The organism is Devosia nitrariae (assembly GCF_030160115.1).
Classification (GTDB): Bacteria; Pseudomonadota; Alphaproteobacteria; order Rhizobiales; family Devosiaceae; genus Devosia; species Devosia nitrariae.
This window is the reverse complement of record NZ_BSNS01000009.1, coordinates 64,004-83,623: the sequence shown is the minus strand read 5'-3', so window position 1 is coordinate 83,623 and position 19,620 is coordinate 64,004. Positions and strand designations below refer to the sequence as shown.

The window sequence follows — 19,620 nt, the reverse complement described above, 5'->3', positions numbered from 1 at the left end:
TGCAGATATGTTCATGTCGATCTCCTCCTCAGTCGATCTCCTGCATCTGAGAAGACGGGCATGGTGCAGGAGAAACCCCGCCCGTCGATTCCACTATGGGCGCTGCGAGAATACGTCCTTGTCGGTGAGTGCGTTGAGCATGGGCTGCCCGGAGCGGTAGCGCGCGACATTCTCTATGATCATGTCGATCGACCGCTGCGTCCGGTCGGGAAGTGCGGGCGTCATATGCGGTGTGATGATGACGTTGGGTACATCCCATAAGGGCGAGTCAGCCGGCAGCGGCTCCTTGCTGAAGACGTCGAGGCCCGCGCCTGCGATCTCACCTGCATGGAGCGCGTTGATGAGCGCCGCTTCGTCAATGACCGGACCGCGCGCCATGTTGATGATGTAGGCGGAGCTGCGCATGCGGGCGAACTCACGCTGTGAGAACATGTGGTAGGTTTCATCCGTCAACTTCGTCGCCAGCATGATGACGTCCGCCTGGTCGATCAGCGTGCTGAGGGAGTCGCTCCGTTCAGAGCAAAGCAAGACATCTACGTCCGGATGCTCGGGCTGAATGCTGCGGGTGAAGGCGACCACTTTCATATGAAAGGCCTTCCCCACGCGCGCCATTTCCCGGCCGGTGTGCCCGAGACCGACAATGCCGAGAGTCTTGCCGGCCAAGCCGAGCCTGTCGCCATATCCGGGAATACCACGCCAGACGTGGGCGGCTTGGCTGGCGAACAGCGCGCGGCTGTCAAACGTCAGCGCCAGGGCGAAATAGAAACCATGCTGCGCCAGGGCCGCCGCAGAACGTCCGGCGGCACCGGTCACGATCATGCCTTTGCTGAACACTTCCGGGCGCGCAGAGCGAGTCAGCCCGGAATGATTGCAATGCACCCACGTCAGGTATGGTGCGTCGATGTAGCGATCATCGAGGTCCCCCGAGATCACCGCGACATCCACCTTGCCCAGTGCAGCCTCGATCGCCTGATTGTCGTCGGGCGCACAGAGGATGAATTCGGCGGGAGCGCAGGCCTGCCTAACCTGCTCGATGAATTCATCGTCGAATGGTAACGTGCAGAGGACGCGTTCGATGGTGCGCACATCACGATCAGCGACGGCCATCATCACTCGTCTCCCGCATTGAAGTACTTGCCGCGACGCAGGCGGGTTTGGACATAGAGTCTCCCCTCGCCGCCAATCCGATCGCGATCGTCGAGCGTTTTGGACGGGACCGAAACGTTCCCTTGGCTGGGGAAACCAGCGATGAAGGCCTCGACGATGTCACAACCCAGGCCCGGGGCATCCGGCACGGTAAGGAACCCGTCTGCCTGCTCGGGGTGGGGAACGATTGTCTGTCGACGCCCTTCCCAATCGTCCTCCATGCGCTCGAGCATCAACGCGTTTGGAATTGAGGCCATCAGATGCAGCGCCGCGTACTCAGCCACCGGCCCAAGCGAGCCGGAATGCGGCGCCACCGCAATGTGGTGCGCCTCGGCCATGGCGGCGATCTTTTTCATCTGGGTAATGCCGCCTGCGCGGCCGGCATCGGGCTGAATGATGTCGACGAGTTCCTTTTCGATGAGCTCGCGCTCACCGAATATCCCGCTCACTCGCTCGCCCGCAGCCAGAGGGACAGTGGACGCATCCCTGATGCGCTTGTAGCCATCAAGATTGTCCGGCGCGATCGGATCCTCGAGCCAGAGGATGTCGTAGGGCTCCAGGGCCCGAGCCAGCCGGGCGGCATCGATGGGAGTCAACCACGGGGGACCGTGCACATCTACGGCAATGTCCACATCCGACCCGAGAAGCTCACGCATCGTGGCAACCTTGCGGACCGGATCCTGCAGCCCGCTGCCACCGCTGCACTTGATCGCCTTGAAGCCGCGGGTCTTGGCGGAGAGCGCGAACTCCTTGTTGTTCGCATGCGTATAGATCTGCACGCGATCGCGGACCCGCCCGCCCAACAGATTCCATACCGGCGTTCCGAGCGCCTTACCCTTGATGTCCCACAGGGCGATATCAATCCCGGTGAGCGCGCCGCCTCCAACAGTCCCAAGCATGCCGTGCCCCATCATGGCAACCTGCAGCTTCTGGGCGATCCGCTCGATATGAGTTGGGTCCTCGCCGATCAGCAGAGATGAAAGATCTTCGATGGCGCGTTCGATGACTCGTGGCCAGCCGGAGCACTCGCCGATCCCAGTGATCCCGGCATCGGTTTCGACCTTAACGAAGAGCCAGTTCCTGCTGCCGGGAAGCCTTGGCTGGCTTTCATCAACGACCGGTATAATCTGCCTCGGCGGCTTTCCTGAGTTGGACGGCCCCGCCTGCATCAAGAACGTGCGAACTGCGGTTATCTTCATATCGGCTCCGGTCACTCAGTTGCCCCACTACATGGGCGCTCGTCCAGCGAGCACATGTCAAAGCACACCGAACGTGACATGACAAGTCTTTACAAGTTTGGACACAAATATGCAAGTCAGCAATCGCATCGAACGCAGACCCGCACTGCCGGTCGTGTCCGCTCCGTTGGCCACCGATCTGCCGCTGGCCGATACCGTCCGTACGTAGACCGAACGGCGGCTGGCGGACCTCGCCTCCTTCAAAAGTGGCTTCCCTGCCGCCCGACCGCATACCGATCTTAGCCGGGAAGTACCCGCATCGGCCCTGATCGTCGGCATCTGCACCTTGTTCCAGAAGGGGGTGTCGGCGACCTTGGCGGGTTGCCTGAGGACGACGTGGACGTAGCTGACCGGCAGTCGGTCAGCCTTTGGCTATGCAAGCCAGGTGCGTCGGCAGCCCCTGGCACTGCGTGGTGCCCTAGGAGCCCCTATGCGCTTGATGGACTCAGAGCGCCGGCTCTCGTTGTTTATTGTCGCAACGTTTCTTGCGAAAGCCGCATCCACCTTTCGCACGTTGCTCAAGCAGAGGATCATTCAGTCGATGATTCCCAGGGACGTGGCTTCGTCTCTACCCGTGCGACCTGATGAACCAAGGAGTTCCTGACGCCGTCAGCAGGGTCACCAGCACCCGGTTCAGCGGTGTGGGAATGCCGTGCTCGCGGCCCAACCTCACAATGACGCCGTTGCGCGCATCAACTTCCATTGGATTGCCCGCCAGTCGGTCGACATGGATCGAACCGGCGGAAGCGCCTTCAGGCATGGTACGGGCGTTCTCAATCGTCCTCTCTACCACCTGATCCGGTATGATCGCGCCCTCGGCTCTTCCCACAGCAGCGCACTCCTCGACGATGCCGCGAACGATCTCCTCGAGGTCAGCGTTCCACGTTGGGCCCGTCGCTCGCAGGGTAAGCGCTGGGATGATGGCAGCGCTGTTGCCACAAAGCTTGATCCACGCCCGGGAGAGGAAATCCTCGTGCGTTGCAGCCTCGATCTCGGTATGGGCGAACAGGTCAACCAGATCCTGACCGTTCTGCCCCTGCGGCACGGAAATGATCCCGTGCCGGTGCTGCACCATCCTGCCCGGGGCACTTCGTGCCGCTGGTAGATCGATGATGACGGGTACAAGCCTTTCTCTGGGCACGAGATTTGCAAAGAGTCGCACGTGTTCCACCCCATTCTGAATGATGGCCACTCGCGTGTGCTCGCGCATCAACCGCTCCAACCATGGCTTGGCAGCGCCGGAGTCGTAGGTCTTGGTAGCCACCAGGACCCAATCGACACCTTCGGCATCAGCTGGGTTTGTAAGGACTTTTGGGTTGGCCGTGATCACGCCCGTCGGCGTGTCCACCTGTAGATTCTCGAATCGTGTGCGCGTGCAAACGGTCAGCTCTAGCGCTGGGTTTTGGGCCAACCAGGCAGCTACCGTGCCGCCAATAGCACCGGGACCGATCAGGGCAATCGTGGTCATCTAGCACTCCATTGCGCCATCAGGCATGTGCCGGGCAAGCGGGAACCCGCAACCGGGTCGCCGTCCCGATCCCCGATACAGGCGAACTCTCATCGAAACAGAAGCGAACAGAATGGTGAACCCTTCGTGTGCACGGCGTGTGCACACTGCAACCTAATCGCTTGTCTCGATTACTCTATCCGTCCAATCCATCACTGGACGGTGCCCCGCGACACGCACCCTCGGTGCTGATTGCTTTGCAGAACAGACTACACTTCCTCTGCGGGTCGCATCCACGCCGAGCTACCACTTAACGCGAAGGAATATCCATTCTTCCAAAACCGGCTGAAAAACCGGCTGAATTTCGAAAACCAAGCCGGTGCGAAACCGCTCGGATTATCCGAAAGGCCAACAATATCAATGATGATGAGATGGAGTGGCGCGCCCGAAGAGATTCGAACTCCTGACCCCCAGATTCGTAGTCTGGTGCTCTATCCAGCTGAGCTACGGGCGCGCAAGCCGGGACTGGCCCGGCGGGGTCGCGATCGATGCGGCACAAGTACCGTGTTCGATACGGCACAAGTGCCGCATTCGCGAAGCGGGCAAACCCATACATGGCCATTTGGCGATATGCAAGCGCCCTGCGTCAAGAATTGTGCGTTGGCCGAGTGCCGCCAGTGCGGACGGGCGAGCGGGCTGGAGATGTCGCGGTTGCGAACCGCATAGTGGTGTCCAGTTTTGCTGGAAACGCTAGCGCACCAGCGCCCCTGCCGGCAGGATGATGTCGAACCGCGTGCCTTCGGGTGCGTCGGCGAGCAGGAGGCGACCGCCATGGCCTTCGGTCAATTCGCGGGCGATGGCGAGGCCCAGGCCGGTGCCGCCGGCGCGGGCCGAGCCTTCGAAGGCAACGAAGAGGTTGGCGCGCGCCCGCGGCGGGAGGCCAGGACCATTGTCCGTAACCGAAATCGTCATGCCCTCTGACATCTCTTCGGCCGCAACGGCGATCCGCGGAGAGGAAACGCGGCTGCCGGCTGCCTCCAGCGCCTCGCGGGCGTTCTTGACGAGGTTGACGAGGACGCGCGTCATCTGCGCGGCATCGACATTGGCCTGCATGTCGGGCGGCACGTCGTTGGTAAAAACGATCGAGGGATGGCCGGCAAGGCCGGCATCGAACGCGGCATCGTCGACGAGCGCGTTGAGGTCGACGGGCGCAGGCCTCGGGGGCGTGGCGCTCTCGCGGCCGTAGTCGAGCACGGACTGGGCAAAACCGATGGCCTTGTCCAGCGTGTTGACGAGGCGGGGGGCGAGACGCTGGATCTTGGGATCGTCGAGCGCAACCACCTGGTCGGAGAGCAGTTGCGCCGAGGTCAGGGTATTCCTCAAGTCGTGATTGATCTTGGCGACGGCAAGGCCGAGATCGGCCAGGTGCCGGCGCTGACGGAGCATCGAATAGATCTCGGCTTCCATGGCGGCGAGTTCACGCTCGAGGATCCCGATCTCGTCGCGCCGGCTGGATGGCGTGATGATGAGCGTGCCGTCCTCGGGCGCCTGGCGGAAGGCGAGGATGTTGCGCGTCAGCCGCTCGACCGGCTGGATGAAGAGCTGCGAGACGAAAACATAAAGGACAAAGGCGGTAATGCCGGCGATTATGAAGGAAAGGACAAGGATGTTGCGCGAGTAGGCGACCATCTCGACATAGAGCGGGCGCTCGGGCATCAGCAGTTCGACAAGGCTCTCCTCGGCATCGCCGGCGCCGACGATCCGCAGGGTCCTTCCGCCCCCGGACAAGAGCGTATCGAATGCGCCAATGATAACCGTGAAGGGATCGCGCTGGCGCATGTCGGCGGTCACCGCCTCGCGAGGCGTCGGCGCATCGGCAAGCTCGATGAGCTGGCTCTGGCCTTCGCGCCGGTAGACGATCGCGTCCGCCCCCGCCGCCGTCAGCAACCGATCGGTGAGGTTGCGTGGCAGGGACATGACGTCCGGCACAGCGTCGAGCACGCGCGCGGCCACCACCCCTACGCGCAGCCGGTCGTCGAGCCAATTGACGCGGAAAGTGGCGATCGAAGGCACGTAGATGGCGATTCCGGCCGCCAGAATCACCACGACGATGGTGGCGATCAGCTTGACCGAGAGACCGCGGAACCGGCCGGGCAGGACTTGGGGGTCAGCACGCATCGCATCCAATATAGAGGCTTGGCCGGAACTTGGCTAACCCCCTCGCATCGCGACAGTTTTACATTCTGCGCCGGGTACGCTCCGACCGCATCGGATCACGCCGCAAGCGCCTGTTGCCGCACGATCTTGTCCGAGTTCCCTTACAACTTTCTGTCAGGGCAGCAGGCGGTTGAGCGCGAGACGCCGCGCTTGCCAGGGATCGGTATCGGCGCTGCGCAAATGCTCCTGGCCCAGGCGCTGCGCGATCTCCCCGAGAGCCGGATAGGGCGCCACGAACCCTGCCAGATCACGTGCGCTCAGCCGATTGGCGAGGGCGAGAGCGAACAGCGAAATCAATTCGCCGGCCTGCGGGCCGGCAATGCCGACGCCCAGAATCCGTCCGGAGGGATCGGTGATCATACGGGCAACCCCGCGCCCCTCGCCCTGCGCCGAGGCCCGGTCGACCTCGGCCAGGGACAGGCGCGTCACCCGGTAGGCGGTGCCGCGGCGCGCGCGCACCTGCGGCTCTGTCAGGCCCACCTCGGCGAGCTCTGGATCGGTCCACACGACGCGTGGCACCAGCGATGGCTGGTAGCGCGCGGGCGGGCCGAGGAGCACACGGCGCACCAGGCTTTGGGCCTGGTAGCGGGCGGCGTGGGTGGACTGGGATCCGCCGGTCGCATCGCCTATCGCGTAGAACCGGCGGTTGCTCGTGCGCAAACCGGCAGACAGGCGCAGCCGGCTGGCATCGCGGGGGTCGATGCGGATGCCAGCCTTGGCGAGATCGAGACCATCGATATTGGCGTGGCGGTCGCTGGCGATCAGCAGGTGCGATGCCTCAAGCGTTTGCGGCTGCCCCTCGGCTCCCGCGACCCGCACGCCGATCGCTCCGCCCTCGCCGCCGACGATCTCGGTGATCCGGGTTTGCTCGCGGATGTCGACACCCTGGGTCCGCAAGGCGGTCAGGGCGACAGAGGTCAGTTCCGGATCGATCTCGGCGAGCGCCCGGCCGGCATCGATGACAACCACGGGCGCGCCCAGCCGCCTATAGGCTTGGGCAATCTCGAGGCCAGCCGACGTGCCCCCGACAATGGCAAGGCGCCTGGGCCGCTCGGTGAGATGGAAAATCGTTTCGGTGGTGAGAAACGGCACGTCGGCGAGGCCCGGTATCGCGGGAATGGTCGGGCGCGAGCCGGTGGCAATGATGAAGCGGCGGGCCCGCACCAGCTTCTCGCCAGCCCCGACAGTGCGGCGGTCGAGGAACCTGGCTTCGGCGGCAATCACCTCGACGCCGAGCGCGGCAAGACGCTCACGCGCCACCTCCGGGGCAATGCCGGCAACGACGGAGCGTACACGGGCATTGACGGCGGCGATGTCGACATGGGGCTCCCTTTCGGCAAGTCCGAAGCGCGCGGCCGTGCGCATTGTGTGGGCGGTACGTCCGGCGGCGGCGAGCGCCCGGGTCGGGACACCGCCGGCATTGAGGCCGTCGCCGCCCATCCTTGCCCTTTCGATAACGACGACGCGGGCCCCGAGCGCGCGAGCGGCTTCCGCCGCGGCCAACCCGCTCGAGCCGGCGCCAATGATGCAGAGGTCGGGCTTGAGGATGTCGGCCATATCGTTGCGGCTCTTGGGGCGGGTGACTTTTGGAGCAAATGAGACGGTTTCTTATGGGCCGACGCAGAGCCCAAGACAACGGGGCGGCGCAAATTGCAGCTGCCGGCTTTATCAAGCGGGAATCCCTGCCGCCGGCGTTGACTTCACCCCCTCGTTTGCCTATAGAGCCGCACAACTCACAGGCTGCCGGAGTGCCCGACGGCCTGACATTTTCATGCGAAAGCAGACGAACGAGAGGAACCGTGCCCGGCGCGGTCTGATGTCATGAAGCGTACATACCAGCCCAGCAAGCTCGTGCGTGCCCGTCGCCATGGTTTCCGCGCCCGCATGGCTACCAAGGACGGCCGTGCGGTGATCAACCGTCGCCGGCGTGTTGGCCGCAAGAAGCTCACCGCCTGAGTGCTTGGGGCCGGATGACGGCCGCAGAACCAGGGACAGGTGCCTTGCGCCGTCTCAAGAAACGATCCGAGTTCGTGAGGGCTGCCCGGGGCAAGCGCGTCGGGCGGCTTTCGTTTGGGCTTCAGGCGGCGCCCATCGCGACCGACGATGCCGGCGTCGGCTTCACCGTGACCAAGAAAACCGGCACGGCCACAGAGCGCAACCGCATCAAACGACGGCTGCGCGCAGCTGTGACAGCGTGCGCGCGTGACTTTGCGCCCGGTCATGATTATGTCCTGATTGGCCGGCGCGAGGCGCTGGCGGAACCTTTTGCGGACCTCGTCGGGAATTTGCGTCGCGCGCTGAAGCGCGTCGGGGACCCCGGGCCTTCACCACAACGCGACCGCGCCAGAGCGGGCGGCGATCGGAATGCTGAATAATGAACGACAATCGCAACGTCATCCTCGCCATCGTCCTGAGCATGGTCGTACTGTTCGGCTGGCAGTACTTCATCGCCGGACCGCAGCTCGAGCGCTCCATGCGCGAGGCGGAGCTTTCTCAGCAGCAGCAGCAGAGCGAGCCGGACTCCGCGCTGGCAACGCCCTCGCCGACGGCCGAAGGCCAGCCGGCAGCGGCGGCTGCGGCCGCAACGGGCGCCGAGACCTATGCCGACCGGGCGAGCGCGATTGCCGCCAGTGAGCGTATCCGCATCAACACCGACGAGCTTTCCGGCTCCATCAACCTGAGTGGCGCCCGGCTCGACGACCTGCAGCTCAAAGACTATCGCGAGACGGTCGATCCTGATTCACCGATCATCACACTGCTTTCGCCTTCAGGCGCGCCCGGCGGCTATTATGTCGAACAGGGTTTCGTGGCGGCGGGCGGTGCCGACATTGCTCTGCCGAACGGCGACACGACGTGGTCAGTCGAGGGAGAGGCAACGACACTGACCGCCGAGACCCCGGTGACGCTGGTCTGGGACAACGGCGAAGGGCTGGTTTTCCGCCGCACTTTTGCGGTCGACGAGCACTATCTCTTCACCGTCACCCAAAGCGTTGAAAACCAGGGAACCGGCGACGTCGCGCTCTTCCCCTACGCGCGCGTTCTGCGGCAGGGCACGCCCCCGGTACAGAACTTCTTCATCCAGCACGAAGGGCTCCTGGGCGTGCTCGGCTCCAACAACTGGGTCGCGCGCAAGTACCAGGACATTCGCAACGACCGACAGGTCGATTTCAACGACACCTCCGGGTGGCTCGGCATCACCGACAAGTATTGGGCGACCGCCGTGTTGCCGTCGCCGACGGCGAGCATCAATGCCCGCTTCTCCTATACCAGCGCGCAGGGCGTCGACGTCTACCAGACGAACTTCGTCGAGACACAGCCCTTGGTCGTGCCGGCCGGCGGCTCGGCGACCAATGAGAGCTATGCCTTTGCCGGCGCCAAGGAGGAGGCGGTCATCGCTTCGTACGAGCAGGAATACGGCTTCGACAGGCTGGAACTGCTCATCGACTGGGGCTGGTTCTTCTTCCTGACCCGGCCAATGCACTGGGCGCTGACGTTCCTTTACGGGATCCTCGGTAATTTCGGCCTCGCGATCCTCGCGCTGACTATCATCATCAAGGCGATCTTCTTCCCGCTCGCCAACCGCTCCTATGCCTCGATGGCCGCCATGCGGCGCGTGGCGCCGGAGATGAAGGCCATCCAGGAGCGGTTCAAGGAAGACCGGGCCGCCCAGCAGCAGGCGATGATGGAGCTCTACAAGAAAGAGAAGATCAACCCGCTTTCGGGCTGTTGGCCGATCCTCATCCAGATCCCGGTGTTCTTCTCGCTCTATACGGTCATCTTCATCAGCCTCGAAATGCGGCATGCGCCGTTCTTCGGCTGGATCCGGGACCTGGCGGCGCCGGACCCGACCAACATCTTCACCCTATTCGGGCTGATCCCCTGGGATCCGACCCTCATCCCCATCTTCGGTGCGTTCCTGCACCTCGGGATCTGGCCGGTGATCATGGGCATTACCATGTGGGTGCAGATGAAACTCAATCCGCCCCCACCCGACCCGACCCAGGCGATGATCTTCGGGCTGATGCCGATCATCTTCACCTTCATGCTCGGCACCTTCCCGGCCGGTCTCGTCATCTACTGGGCGTGGAACAACTTCCTGTCGATCGTCCAGCAATGGGTGATCATGAAGCGGCACGGGGTGGAGGTCGATCTGTTCGGCAACATCCTCGCCACCTTCCGGCGCAAGCCCAAGCCAGTCGAGCCACCCAAGGCCTGAGGCTGCCACGATCTCTTCTCCTTCCCGCTGGAAGGGGGATGGATGGCAGCTCCGGCCAGATTTTCGAGCGAACAGGGTTGAGGGCACAGCTCCGGCTCGCGGCGTGACGACAGACCGCCCCCACCCTTGATCCCTCCCCACAAGGGGGAGGGAGATGCAAGAGCCGAGATTCCGCCGATCATGTCCGATGACACCTACTCTGCCGAAATCCTGGAAGCCGGCCGGCTGCTCTTTGCGCGGCCGTTCGTTTTCATCAAAGGGTGCGTGGCGATTGCCGACCTGCCGGCGGCCGATCGGGTGGAGATCGCCTTTGCCGGGCGTTCCAACGTCGGCAAGTCCTCGCTGATCAACGCGCTCTGCGGCACCTCGGGGCTGGCGCGCACGTCCAACACGCCCGGCCGCACGCAGGAGCTCAATATCTTCGAGAGCCAGTCGGCGCCCCTGCGGATCGTCGACATGCCCGGCTACGGCTTTGCGCAGGCGCCCGAAGACAAGGTGAAGGCGTGGACGCGGCTCATCCACGCTTATCTCACCGGACGTCCGACCCTGCGGCGCGTCTATGTGCTTGTGGATGCCCGGCACGGGATCAAGGCCAATGACCAGTCAGTGATGAACGAGCTCGACCGGGCGGCGGTCAGCTATCAGGTGGTGCTAACCAAGGCCGACAAGCCCTTGGGCAAGGATCTCGACGCCGTGATCGCGGCAACCCGTGCGGCCATCGCCAAGCGCCCGGCGGCGCATCCCGAGGCGATGGTGACCTCGAGCGAGAAAGGCTCGGGGCTTGCTGAACTGCGGGCCGAGATCGCGATGCTGGTCGAGGCCTAAAAAGCGCCCTCGCCCTTGAAGAACCGCCCGATATAACCTGCCACCGCCGCGCTGTCGGACGGTGTTGCAATCGAGGCCACGGCGGCGTCGACCACCTCGTCCGGCGCCCTGCCGCGCCGCAGTTCGGCAAGGTGAACGGTATAGTCGTCGAGGAATTCCGGGTGCGGCTGGAAACTCAGCGCGACGCCGTTGCGGTAGGCGAGGCCGGCATTGGGAGTGAAGTCGGAAGACAGGATCACTTCAGCCTCGCGAGGCGCCACGATCACCTGGTCCTGGTGCGAGCAGGCGACGGCAAGCGCCTCCGGAGCCGTGTCCATGAAGGCGGGGCGGCCTTTGACCGCGTAGGTATGCCGCCCCAAGCCCCAGCCCTTTTCGGACTTCCTGACGTCACCGCCCAGCGCATCAGCCATGATCTGGTGACCGAAACAGACGCCGAGCATCGGCGTCCTTGCCGCATAGGCCGAGCGGATGAACGTGCGCAGCGGATCGAGCCAGTCATAGTCGTCGTAGACGCCGGCGGCCGAACCGGTGATGACGATGCCGTCGAGGCTTGCCGCCTCAGGAACGGGCTCGCCCTCGGTAATCCTGACGGTCTCGTATGCAAAGCCGTTGCAGGTCAGGTCGAACATGCGCTCGAACATCCTGGCATAGGGCCCGAAACGCGGCCGCAAGGGCTCGGGGACTTCGCCGGTCTGGATAATGGTCAGCTTCATGAGAAACGATCGAAATTGGGCATGCTCTAACTATCGCATATCGGCAATGGCCGCCCTGTTTCAACATGCAAAGCCGGCAGGGCCGCCATTCAGCGATGAATGGAGTGGCATCCTACCGGTGAGCCGCTAGGCTTGCCTGCCAAGAACAGCGACCGATTCCATGGCCGAAACCTTCACCATCGCGGCCGCGCAAAGCACGATCACGCCGGACATCGCCGAGAACGGCCGCCATATCCGCATGCTCATCGACCAGGCGGCGCAGGCGGGTGCGGATCTCGTTCTCTTCCCCGAAGGCGCGCTTTCCGGCTATGCCAAGTCGCAGATCAGGACGTGGTCCGGCTTCGATTGGCCGCTGTTGCGGCGCGAGCTCGATCTCATCTGCGCCCAATGCGCCGAAAGCGGGATATACGCCGTCATCGGTTCAGCCCACCCACTTGGAGAGACAAACAGGCCGCATAACAGCCTCTATATCATTTCCGACAAGGGCGTTCTCGAAACCCGCTACGACAAGCGGCGTCTCTCGCACACCGAGGTGACCGGGTGGTACACGCCGGGCTTCGAGCCTGTCACCTTCGAGATCGCGGGCTTCCGCTTCGGGTTGGCCGTCTGCATCGAGATGCAGTTTCCGGAACTCTTCATGGAATACGAGGCGCTCGGCGTCGATTGCGTCCTGTTCTCGTCCTATGGGCTCGGGTTAGCCGGCAATGTGTTGATACAAGCCCACGCCACCAGCAACTGCCTGTGGTTCGGCGTATCGGTCCCTGCCACTGAGGCCGCAGCGGGTGCTTCGGGCATCGTCGGTCCCGATGGACAGTGGATCGACCGCTGCCGGCCGGAGGACAAGGCGGGGATCGCCGCTGCCCGGCTGGATGCTTCCGATGAGCGCTTTACGATTGCACTCGAAAAGGCCCGGCCCTGGCGACGTGCGGCCAGGGAGGGGGATATCTACGAGGAGCGACGGGTCGCCTCCTCCCGCTCGGCGGATCGTCGTAGGTTCTGAAGACTCGATAGCGCCATTGGACGCGAGCAACGGGCCAGCGGCGCCTTGCCGGCTAGGGGCTAGCCAGCGTTTCCGCCCATTCCCGCATCAGGCCCGGCGGGCTGATCTTCACAATAGAGACGGAACAATGCCCGGCTCTCCTCTCGCAGCAATCCGGAGCTTACGTCGGGCGCGGGAAAGAAATTCGCGTCAGGCGCAGCCGCCAGGCCGCGCGCCACTGCTCCGTCCGACGGGGCCTCGAGCGCGAAATGGATTGCACCCAAACCAAACGATATGCCGGCGCCGAGACACATCATGCACGGCTCCAGGGTTGTATAGAGCACGGTCGTCCCCCGCCGGCCGGGGAACGGCTGCAACCGGTCAGCTTCCTCGAGCGCCAGCAGCTCGGCATGCACCAGACGACGACGTTCAGCCACCTCTTTGGTGTAGCCACCGGCGATGACGATACCGTCATTGACCACCACGGCACCGATCGGCAATTCCCCGCGCTCAAGCCCGAGCCTCGCCTGCTCAAGGGCGAGGGACATGTAGTGGGTGTGGCCATGAATCATAGGCTCTAATCTAGGCTTCCTCGAACTTGAGAGAAAGGCCGTTGATGCAGTAGCGCAGGCCAGTCGGCTCCGGACCGTCCTCGAACACGTGACCCTGGTGGCCGCCGCAGCGGGCGCAGTGGACTTCGGTGCGCACCATGAAGAGCGAGGTATCCTGTGTCGTGCCGATGGCGCCGGGCAGGTAGTCATAAAAGCTCGGCCAGCCCGTGCCGCTGTCGTATTTGGTTTCGGAGGCAAAGAGCGGCAGGTCGCAGCCGGCGCAGAGGAACGTGCCGGCGCGCTTTTCCTCGAGCAGCGGGGAGGTCCAGGGGCGCTCGGTCGCCTCGTGACGCAGCACCTGGTAGGCCTCGGGGGAGAGCCTCGCCTGCCATTCGGCATCGGTCAGGGTGAACTCGAACTCGCCCTCGGCGGCCGTTGCCGGCGCCGACATCGGGCGCAGGGCGAGGCCAACGGCGGCAACTGCGACGGCGGCAGTGCCGCCGAGAACAATGGACCTGCGGGACGTCTTCATCGCTTCCTCCTCGGCCGGACCGATCCAGCCTCCGAAACATGGTGCAATCTAGCCCGCTATCGAAGGCACGGGCATGTCAATCCTTGGTGACTGGCCTTGGTGACTGCGGCGCCGCGCATTCGCGCCGCCGGCGCGTTTGTTACATCGCAGACTTCGGGGCGAGCCCCGCATCGAGCCGATGTCGAGGCAGGCAAGATTTATCGGCAGAGGCGATTTCGCTTCGCCCGAGAATCCAGTAGACCGTCTGACTGTTTGTCCGCCGCGAAGGGATCCGCCCGTCATGTCCGACCAGACCGCCTCCAAGAACGACCGGTTTTCCCACGATGCGGGCATCCTCGCCCAAGCCCTGCCCCACATGCAGCGCTACGAGGGCAAGACCGTCGTCGTCAAATATGGCGGCCACGCCATGGGCGATGCGGCGCTCGGCCAGGCGTTTGCTCGCGACATCGCGCTCCTGAAGCAGTCCAAGGTCAACCCGATCGTCGTCCATGGCGGCGGACCGCAGATCGGCAGGATGCTGGCCAGCATGGGCATCGAGAGCAAGTTCGAGGGGGGCCTGCGCGTCACCGACCAGCGCACGGTCGAAATCGTCGAAATGGTGCTTGCCGGCTCGATCAACAAGGAAATCGTGGCGCTGATCAACGCCGAGGGCGAGTGGGCCATCGGCCTCTGCGGCAAGGACGGCAACATGGTCTTCGCCAAGAAAGCCGAGAAGAAATACAAGGACCCGACGTCCAATATCGAGCGGGTGCTTGATCTCGGGTTCGTGGGCGAGCCGGTCGAGGTCGACCGCACGCTGCTCGATCTTCTCGCCCGTTCGGAGATGATCCCGGTGATCGCGCCGGTCGCACCGGGGCGGGACGGAGCGACCTACAACATCAACGCCGATACGTTCGCCGGCGCCATTGCCGGCTCGCTCGGCGCCAAGCGCTTGCTGTTCCTCACCGACGTCCCGGGCGTTCTCGACAAGGACGGCAAGCTCATTCCCGAGCTCTCGGTGAGTGATGCCAAGCAACTCATCGCCGACGGTGTCATTTCGGGCGGCATGATCCCCAAGGTCGAAACCTGCCTCGAGGCGCTCGACCAGGGCGTCGAGGGCGTCGTCATCCTCAGTGGAAAGATGCCGCACGTGGTACTGGTCGAGCTCTTTACCGAGCACGGCGCCGGCACGCTGATCGTAAGGTAGATTGGCAGGCGCGGCTTCGTGCCGATCCGGCCATCGAGCCCGGAGCTGACGGGACGACGCGCACGCTCGGTACGGGCCGCCTGTGCCGCGATATGCCTTGCCACACCGGCGTCGTGCAGGCCTGATAGCGAGAGCACCAAGATCCGGCTCTGGAGGCGACTATGCGTGTGATCGGCATCGGAACGAGTCTGGCACTTCTTGCAGCGGCGCCGGCTGCGGCGGTGGAGCCGGAGGCTTTCCTCGAGCGGCTCGCTGCCGCCTATGCGTTCATGGGCTACGAGTTCGAATTCGGACCGGCGCGGACCGAAGGCGACGCCATCGTCGTCGAGGGCGCAACGGTCGCCATCGTGCAGCCGGAAGGGCTGCTCGGTCCCGTCGGCCTTGATATCGAGCTGCGCTTCGAGGGAGTGGCGGAGGCCAAGGACGGCACCTATACCGCCGAGACGCTGAGCGTCGAGCGCATCGCCTTCGAGCACGATACCGGCTTCGAGCTCTTCGCCTTCACCGTCGACGATGTGCGGATGGCCGGCTTCTATCTGCCGCCGGGCGAGGTGCGCGCCGTCGACAGCGTCGTCCTCTTTTCCGACCTCGAGACCGGGCCCATGCGCTTTCGCCAGGATGGCATGGAGGTGTTTTCTCTCGAGGCGGTGCGGGCGACCTCGAGCTTCAGCCCGCCGCCGGGCACAGGCGCGCTTGTGGACCTTTCCTCGCATCTCGTCGTCGAGGGCATCACGGTCCATATCGGGCCGGAAAAGGACGACGCCAAGACCAGTATGGTCATCTTCGGCGCACCACGCCTCGAAGGTCGGATGGAAGCGACAGCAACATGGGCGATGGACGGGCTCGTTTCGGTCGAGCCCCTGCGGCTGGATTTTGACGAACAAGGCGCGCTTGAGTTGGCCTTCACCCTCGATGGATTGACGCCCGACGTGATGCAGATGATCTACGAGACCGAGCGGCGCGCAGCGGAGATGAGGAGCAAGGGCAAGACGCAGACCGCCGACGAGGTCGAGATGCAGGCCGGCCTCGCAATCATCGAGAAACTGCATTTCGTCGGTGCCCGCATCCGCTACGACGACGCTGCGCTCGCCAGCCGGCTCCTCGCCCATCTCACGCGGCAGGAGGGCCAGGACGTTTCGGCCTATGCCGAAGGCTTGCTCGAGCAGCTGTCGCTGACGCTCGCGAACGCCCGCGCACCGGAACTGGCCGATCGTATCGTCGGGGAAGCGCGCCGGTTTCTCGCCGATCCCGGCAGCTTCGAGGTCGCGGTGGCGCCCGCCTCGCCGCTGCGGCTCATCACGGTCGTTTCGGCGGCGGTCAATCCGGCAGGACTCGCGAACATGCTCGGGCTGTCGGTTATCGCCAATGCAGGGGATGAAAATAACGATGACGGTACCTAGATGAAGCTTTCACCAATATCTGCCAGAATGGCATGATGAACGATCTGTCTTTGACTACCGCGCCCACCGTCCGCTCGCTCGCCCATGTCTGCGACTGGGTGTTCGACCTCGACAACACCCTCTATCCGCGCACCTGTAACCTCTTCGCCCAGATCGACCTCAACATGACGTACTACGTCATGGAGCTGACCGCGCTCGGGTTCGAAGAGGCGCGTGCGCTGCAAAAGAGCTACTACAGGGACTACGGCACGACCCTCAACGGCCTGATGACCCGGCACAGGATCGATCCCGACCATTTCCTGACGACTGTGCACGCCATCGACTATGCGTCGGTGGTGCCGCACCCGGAGCTGGTGGCGGCGATCGCCGCGCTGCCGGGGCGCAAGTTCATCCTGACCAATGGCGATCTCGGGCATGCTATGGCCGTACTTGCCCGGCTCGGGGGCGAACATCTCTTCGAGCACATCTTCGATATCCGTGACATGGCGTTCGTCCCGAAGCCGCACCGGCAGGCCTATGACGGGTTCCTTACCCGCCACGGCATAGATCCGATGCGCGCCGTGATGTTCGACGATTTGGAAAAGAACCTCTTGGTGCCGCACGAAGTGGGCATGGTCACCGTGCAGGTCGTTGCCGACGAAGATTTTGCCCACGAACAAGTCGACGCCTGGGAGCTCGGTCGTGCGAGCGGCACTCACGTCCATCACGTGACCGAGGACCTCGCGACCTTCCTCAAGGCGCTGCCGTGATCTGATCGTGCTACATGCTGTTGAGATGAAGGATGTTGCCGTCCGGGTCCTTGAACCAGACGAGCTTGGCGTTGCCCGCCATGTGGATGTCGCCATCGCGCTGCATCCACTCGTCGTCCGGATAGTGCTCGAAGACGACGCCCTTGGCCTTGAGATCGGCGACGATCGCGTCCATGTCGCCGTCGACGCCCCATACCACGGCGTTGGCCTGGTTGGTGCCGGCAAAGCGCGAGGGATAGACGATCAGTTCGCTCTCTCCCGTGCGGAAGGCCATGACGCCGCCCATGCCGTCGCCGATCAGTTCAAGGCCAAGAACGTTCTGGTAGAAGTCGCGCGCGCGGTCCGGGTCACTGACGGCGACGATGGCTTTCGATGTCTTGGTGTTGAGCATGACGAACCTCCCTGTTCCGTCGCGTCGGCAGTCGAGGACAACGCGGCTCGAAAGGCAAGGTTCAGGGGGCTTTCCCGTTCCGACAGAATCGGAGTGGGAGCCCTGGATTATTGGTTGTCGCGCTTTCGAAACGCAAAATTGGCGTCCACTTTTGCTGAAAGGGCTTGAGCCTCAGGCGGCGTTGAGCGCGGACACCTCCGGCATGTAGCGGCGGGCAAAGCGCCGGTCGTTGCCGTAGAGGGCGCGGATGTCGTCGCCGTCGAGCCACTCGTTGCCCAGGCGGAGCATGGCGCCGCGCAGGCTCACGGGTGCTGCCTGCTCCATGGCGAAGCGGATGGCGGCAAGTGCATTGGAAAAGTGCCGATGGCCCTGGGCCCTGGCGGTCATGTGGTCGGTGCCGAGATAGAGGTCGGCAGGTCTCGTCAGATCGACGGTCTTCATATCTTTGGTCATGTCTTTGGTCTCTTGGCGCCGACGGGGCGCCTCTTGCATATGCCGCGCCTTGGGCGCCGGCTCCCCCAACGGGATGACCGGCGGCACGCGTGAGGCGGCGGGCTCTGCGTGAATTGCGGAGCGGTCCGGGACACCATGTCCTCGTGGACCGATTGAAATCGGCGTCATCTGCCTCCGCGCACGATGCAGCTCCTCGACAAGGAGCAAATCACCGTCAGGATAAGGGGAGTTCGTGACAGCCGCGCAACGGATGGACCAGAGTCCTTCAACGGTGCATCGCGAGTATCTAGTGGCTGATTGCGGTGCTTTCAAGGCCCACTCGCGCGACGGGAAGGTGGGCTGGGGCTTGGCGAAGCGGCCCCGCCTGTTCTAGCATCACCCCCGTGTGAACGTTCACACGATCCCACGATCGCATCGCCTGCCGTGGCAAGCCATGCGCATCGCTCCCGCACAACCGGATGCACCGGCCGGTTCGGCGCACCGCATCCACCACCCAATCGCTCGGCGCAATGCCAGCGGCCATCGGCGCGTTGCATGGACGCGCGGCCGGCCCAATGGCGCCAGGCACAAGAAGGGAATGACAGATGGAATACCGTCGTCTCGGAAAATCCGGCCTCAAGGTCAGCGAGTTCTCGCTCGGCTCCTGGGTCACCTTCGGCAAGCAGGTCGACCAGAAGGATGCCATGGACATCATGACGCTCGCCTACGACGAGGGCATCAACTTCTTCGACAATGCCGAGGGCTATGAGAGAGGCGTGTCGGAAACCCTCATGGGCGAAGCGCTGAAGAAACTAGCCTGGGGCCGCGACACCTACGCGGTCTCCTCGAAAGTCTTCTGGGGCGGCGACAAGCCGACGCAGCGCGGCCTGTCACGCAAGCACGTCACGGATGCGTGCCACGCGGCGCTCAAGCGTCTGCAGGTCGACTATCTCGACCTCTACTTCTGCCATCGGCCGGACGTCGACACGCCGGTCGAGGAGACGGTCTGGGCCATGCACAACCTCATCACGCAAGGCAAGATCCTCTATTGGGGCACGTCGGAATGGAATGCCCAGCAGTTGACCGAAGCCTATGCGGTCGCCCGTTCGCTCGGCATCAGCCCGCCGGTGATGGAGCAGCCGCAATACAACCTCTTCGTGCGCCAGAAGGTCGAGGGCGATTATCTGCCGCTCTACGACCTGATGGGGCTCGGCACCACCATCTGGTCGCCGCTGGCCTCGGGCGTACTTACCGGCAAGTACAATGACGGCATCCCGGCCGACAGCCGGCTCAACCTGCCGGGCTATGAATGGCTGAAGAAGCAGTGGGAGAGCGAAGAGGGCAAGGCCAAACTCGAAAAGGTCAAGCAGCTCGCCGCGCTCGCCTCGGAAATCGGCCTGCCGATCCACCACCTGGCGCTGCTCTGGTGCCTCGTTACTCCCAATGTCTCGACCGTGATCCTCGGTGCCTCCAAGAAGAGCCAGCTCGAAGACAACCTCTCGGCCCTAGAGTCCAAGGACAAGCTGACCCCCGATGTCCTCGAGCGCATCGAGCAGATCATGGGCAACAAGCCCGAAGGTCCTAAGCGGTTCTGAGAC

At 63.8% G+C, this 19,620-nt stretch carries 19 protein-coding genes and 1 tRNA gene; 9 read left to right on the top strand and 11 right to left on the bottom strand.

Features of this window, described 5'->3' with window-relative positions; all coding sequences use genetic code 11:
* Positions 1–93: 93 nt before the first annotated feature.
* The 6 genes from QQK18_RS09920 to QQK18_RS09895 all read right to left on the bottom strand — a co-directional run bounded on the left by QQK18_RS09920 (position 94) and on the right by QQK18_RS09895 (position 7,605).
* On the bottom strand, positions 94–1,110 hold the full coding sequence (locus QQK18_RS09920) for a D-2-hydroxyacid dehydrogenase (protein ID WP_284340177.1): 1,017 nt from the start codon (positions 1,108–1,110) through the stop codon (positions 94–96).
* A complete protein-coding gene (locus QQK18_RS09915; RefSeq protein ID WP_284340176.1) occupies positions 1,110–2,345 on the bottom strand; it encodes a mandelate racemase/muconate lactonizing enzyme family protein in 1,236 nt (411 codons plus the stop codon). Before QQK18_RS09915 ends, QQK18_RS09920 begins: the two co-directional genes overlap by 1 nt.
* 607 nt (positions 2,346–2,952) lie before the next feature.
* Complete coding sequence (locus QQK18_RS09910) at positions 2,953–3,852, bottom strand: 2-dehydropantoate 2-reductase (protein ID WP_284340175.1); 900 nt, start codon at positions 3,850–3,852, stop codon at positions 2,953–2,955.
* A 416-nt stretch (positions 3,853–4,268) separates the two neighbouring features.
* Positions 4,269–4,345 (bottom strand) — tRNA-Arg (locus QQK18_RS09905).
* 236 nt (positions 4,346–4,581) lie between these two features.
* A complete protein-coding gene (locus tag QQK18_RS09900; protein ID WP_284340174.1) occupies positions 4,582–6,009 on the bottom strand; it encodes a sensor histidine kinase in 1,428 nt (475 codons plus the stop codon).
* 153 nt (positions 6,010–6,162) lie between these two features.
* Positions 6,163–7,605 carry a dihydrolipoyl dehydrogenase family protein gene (locus tag QQK18_RS09895; protein ID WP_284340173.1) on the bottom strand — a complete coding sequence of 481 codons (1,443 nt, stop codon included), beginning with the start codon at positions 7,603–7,605 and terminating at the stop codon, positions 6,163–6,165.
* 264 nt (positions 7,606–7,869) lie between these two features.
* Here QQK18_RS09895 and rpmH point away from each other — a divergent pair, with 264 nt between their 5' ends.
* The 4 genes from rpmH (at position 7,870) to yihA (ending at position 11,089) form a co-directional block, all read left to right on the top strand.
* Entirely contained in the window at positions 7,870–8,004 is a 135-nt protein-coding gene (rpmH, locus tag QQK18_RS09890; RefSeq protein ID WP_046110480.1) for a 50S ribosomal protein L34, read from the top strand.
* Between the two features lie 44 nt (positions 8,005–8,048).
* On the top strand, positions 8,049–8,423 hold the full coding sequence (gene rnpA / locus QQK18_RS09885) for a ribonuclease P protein component (RefSeq protein ID WP_284340172.1): 375 nt from the start codon (positions 8,049–8,051) through the stop codon (positions 8,421–8,423).
* Entirely contained in the window at positions 8,423–10,264 is a 1,842-nt protein-coding gene (gene yidC / locus QQK18_RS09880; protein WP_284340171.1) for a membrane protein insertase YidC, read from the top strand. Before rnpA ends, yidC begins: the two co-directional genes overlap by 1 nt.
* 180 nt (positions 10,265–10,444) lie before the next feature.
* Entirely contained in the window at positions 10,445–11,089 is a 645-nt protein-coding gene (yihA, locus tag QQK18_RS09875) for a ribosome biogenesis GTP-binding protein YihA/YsxC (RefSeq protein WP_284340170.1), read from the top strand.
* Here the strand turns inward: yihA and QQK18_RS09870 are convergent.
* Positions 11,086–11,802: a glutamine amidotransferase-related protein gene (locus QQK18_RS09870; RefSeq protein ID WP_284340169.1), complete on the bottom strand. Its 717-nt coding sequence runs from the start codon at positions 11,800–11,802 to the stop codon at positions 11,086–11,088. The genes yihA and QQK18_RS09870 overlap by 4 nt on opposite strands.
* Before the next feature lie 160 nt (positions 11,803–11,962).
* Here QQK18_RS09870 and QQK18_RS09865 point away from each other — a divergent pair, with 160 nt between their 5' ends.
* The gene (locus QQK18_RS09865) at positions 11,963–12,802 is read left to right on the top strand and encodes a carbon-nitrogen hydrolase family protein (RefSeq protein ID WP_284340168.1); all 840 of its coding nucleotides are present in this window, start codon (positions 11,963–11,965) and stop codon (positions 12,800–12,802) included.
* A 59-nt stretch (positions 12,803–12,861) separates the two neighbouring features.
* Here QQK18_RS09865 and QQK18_RS09860 read toward each other — a convergent pair whose 3' ends face one another.
* Together QQK18_RS09860 and msrB are read right to left on the bottom strand one after the other, a co-directional pair.
* Entirely contained in the window at positions 12,862–13,353 is a 492-nt protein-coding gene (locus QQK18_RS09860) for a nucleoside deaminase (RefSeq protein ID WP_284340167.1), read from the bottom strand.
* A gap of 10 nt (positions 13,354–13,363) precedes the next feature.
* Positions 13,364–13,864 carry a peptide-methionine (R)-S-oxide reductase MsrB gene (gene msrB, locus QQK18_RS09855; protein WP_284340166.1) on the bottom strand — a complete coding sequence of 167 codons (501 nt, stop codon included), beginning with the start codon at positions 13,862–13,864 and terminating at the stop codon, positions 13,364–13,366.
* Between the two features lie 280 nt (positions 13,865–14,144).
* Here msrB and argB point away from each other — a divergent pair, with 280 nt between their 5' ends.
* The 3 genes from argB to QQK18_RS09840 all read left to right on the top strand — a co-directional run bounded on the left by argB (position 14,145) and on the right by QQK18_RS09840 (position 17,199).
* On the top strand, positions 14,145–15,050 hold the full coding sequence (gene argB / locus QQK18_RS09850) for an acetylglutamate kinase (RefSeq protein WP_284340165.1): 906 nt from the start codon (positions 14,145–14,147) through the stop codon (positions 15,048–15,050).
* Positions 15,051–15,211: 161 nt separating this feature from the next.
* On the top strand, positions 15,212–16,450 hold the full coding sequence (locus tag QQK18_RS09845; RefSeq protein WP_284340164.1) for a hypothetical protein: 1,239 nt from the start codon (positions 15,212–15,214) through the stop codon (positions 16,448–16,450).
* A gap of 35 nt (positions 16,451–16,485) precedes the next feature.
* Positions 16,486–17,199, top strand: a complete 714-nt coding sequence (locus tag QQK18_RS09840) for a pyrimidine 5'-nucleotidase (protein WP_284340163.1) — start codon at positions 16,486–16,488, stop codon at positions 17,197–17,199.
* 10 nt (positions 17,200–17,209) lie between these two features.
* Here the strand turns inward: QQK18_RS09840 and QQK18_RS09835 are convergent, their stop codons facing one another.
* Entirely contained in the window at positions 17,210–17,590 is a 381-nt protein-coding gene (locus tag QQK18_RS09835; RefSeq protein ID WP_284340162.1) for a VOC family protein, read from the bottom strand.
* 171 nt (positions 17,591–17,761) lie between these two features.
* The gene (locus tag QQK18_RS09830; protein ID WP_284340161.1) at positions 17,762–18,043 is read right to left on the bottom strand and encodes a hypothetical protein; all 282 of its coding nucleotides are present in this window, start codon (positions 18,041–18,043) and stop codon (positions 17,762–17,764) included.
* 584 nt (positions 18,044–18,627) lie between these two features.
* Here QQK18_RS09830 and QQK18_RS09825 point away from each other — a divergent pair.
* On the top strand, positions 18,628–19,617 hold the full coding sequence (locus QQK18_RS09825; RefSeq protein WP_284340160.1) for a potassium channel beta subunit family protein: 990 nt from the start codon (positions 18,628–18,630) through the stop codon (positions 19,615–19,617).
* The last annotated feature ends 3 nt before the right edge of the window (positions 19,618–19,620 follow it).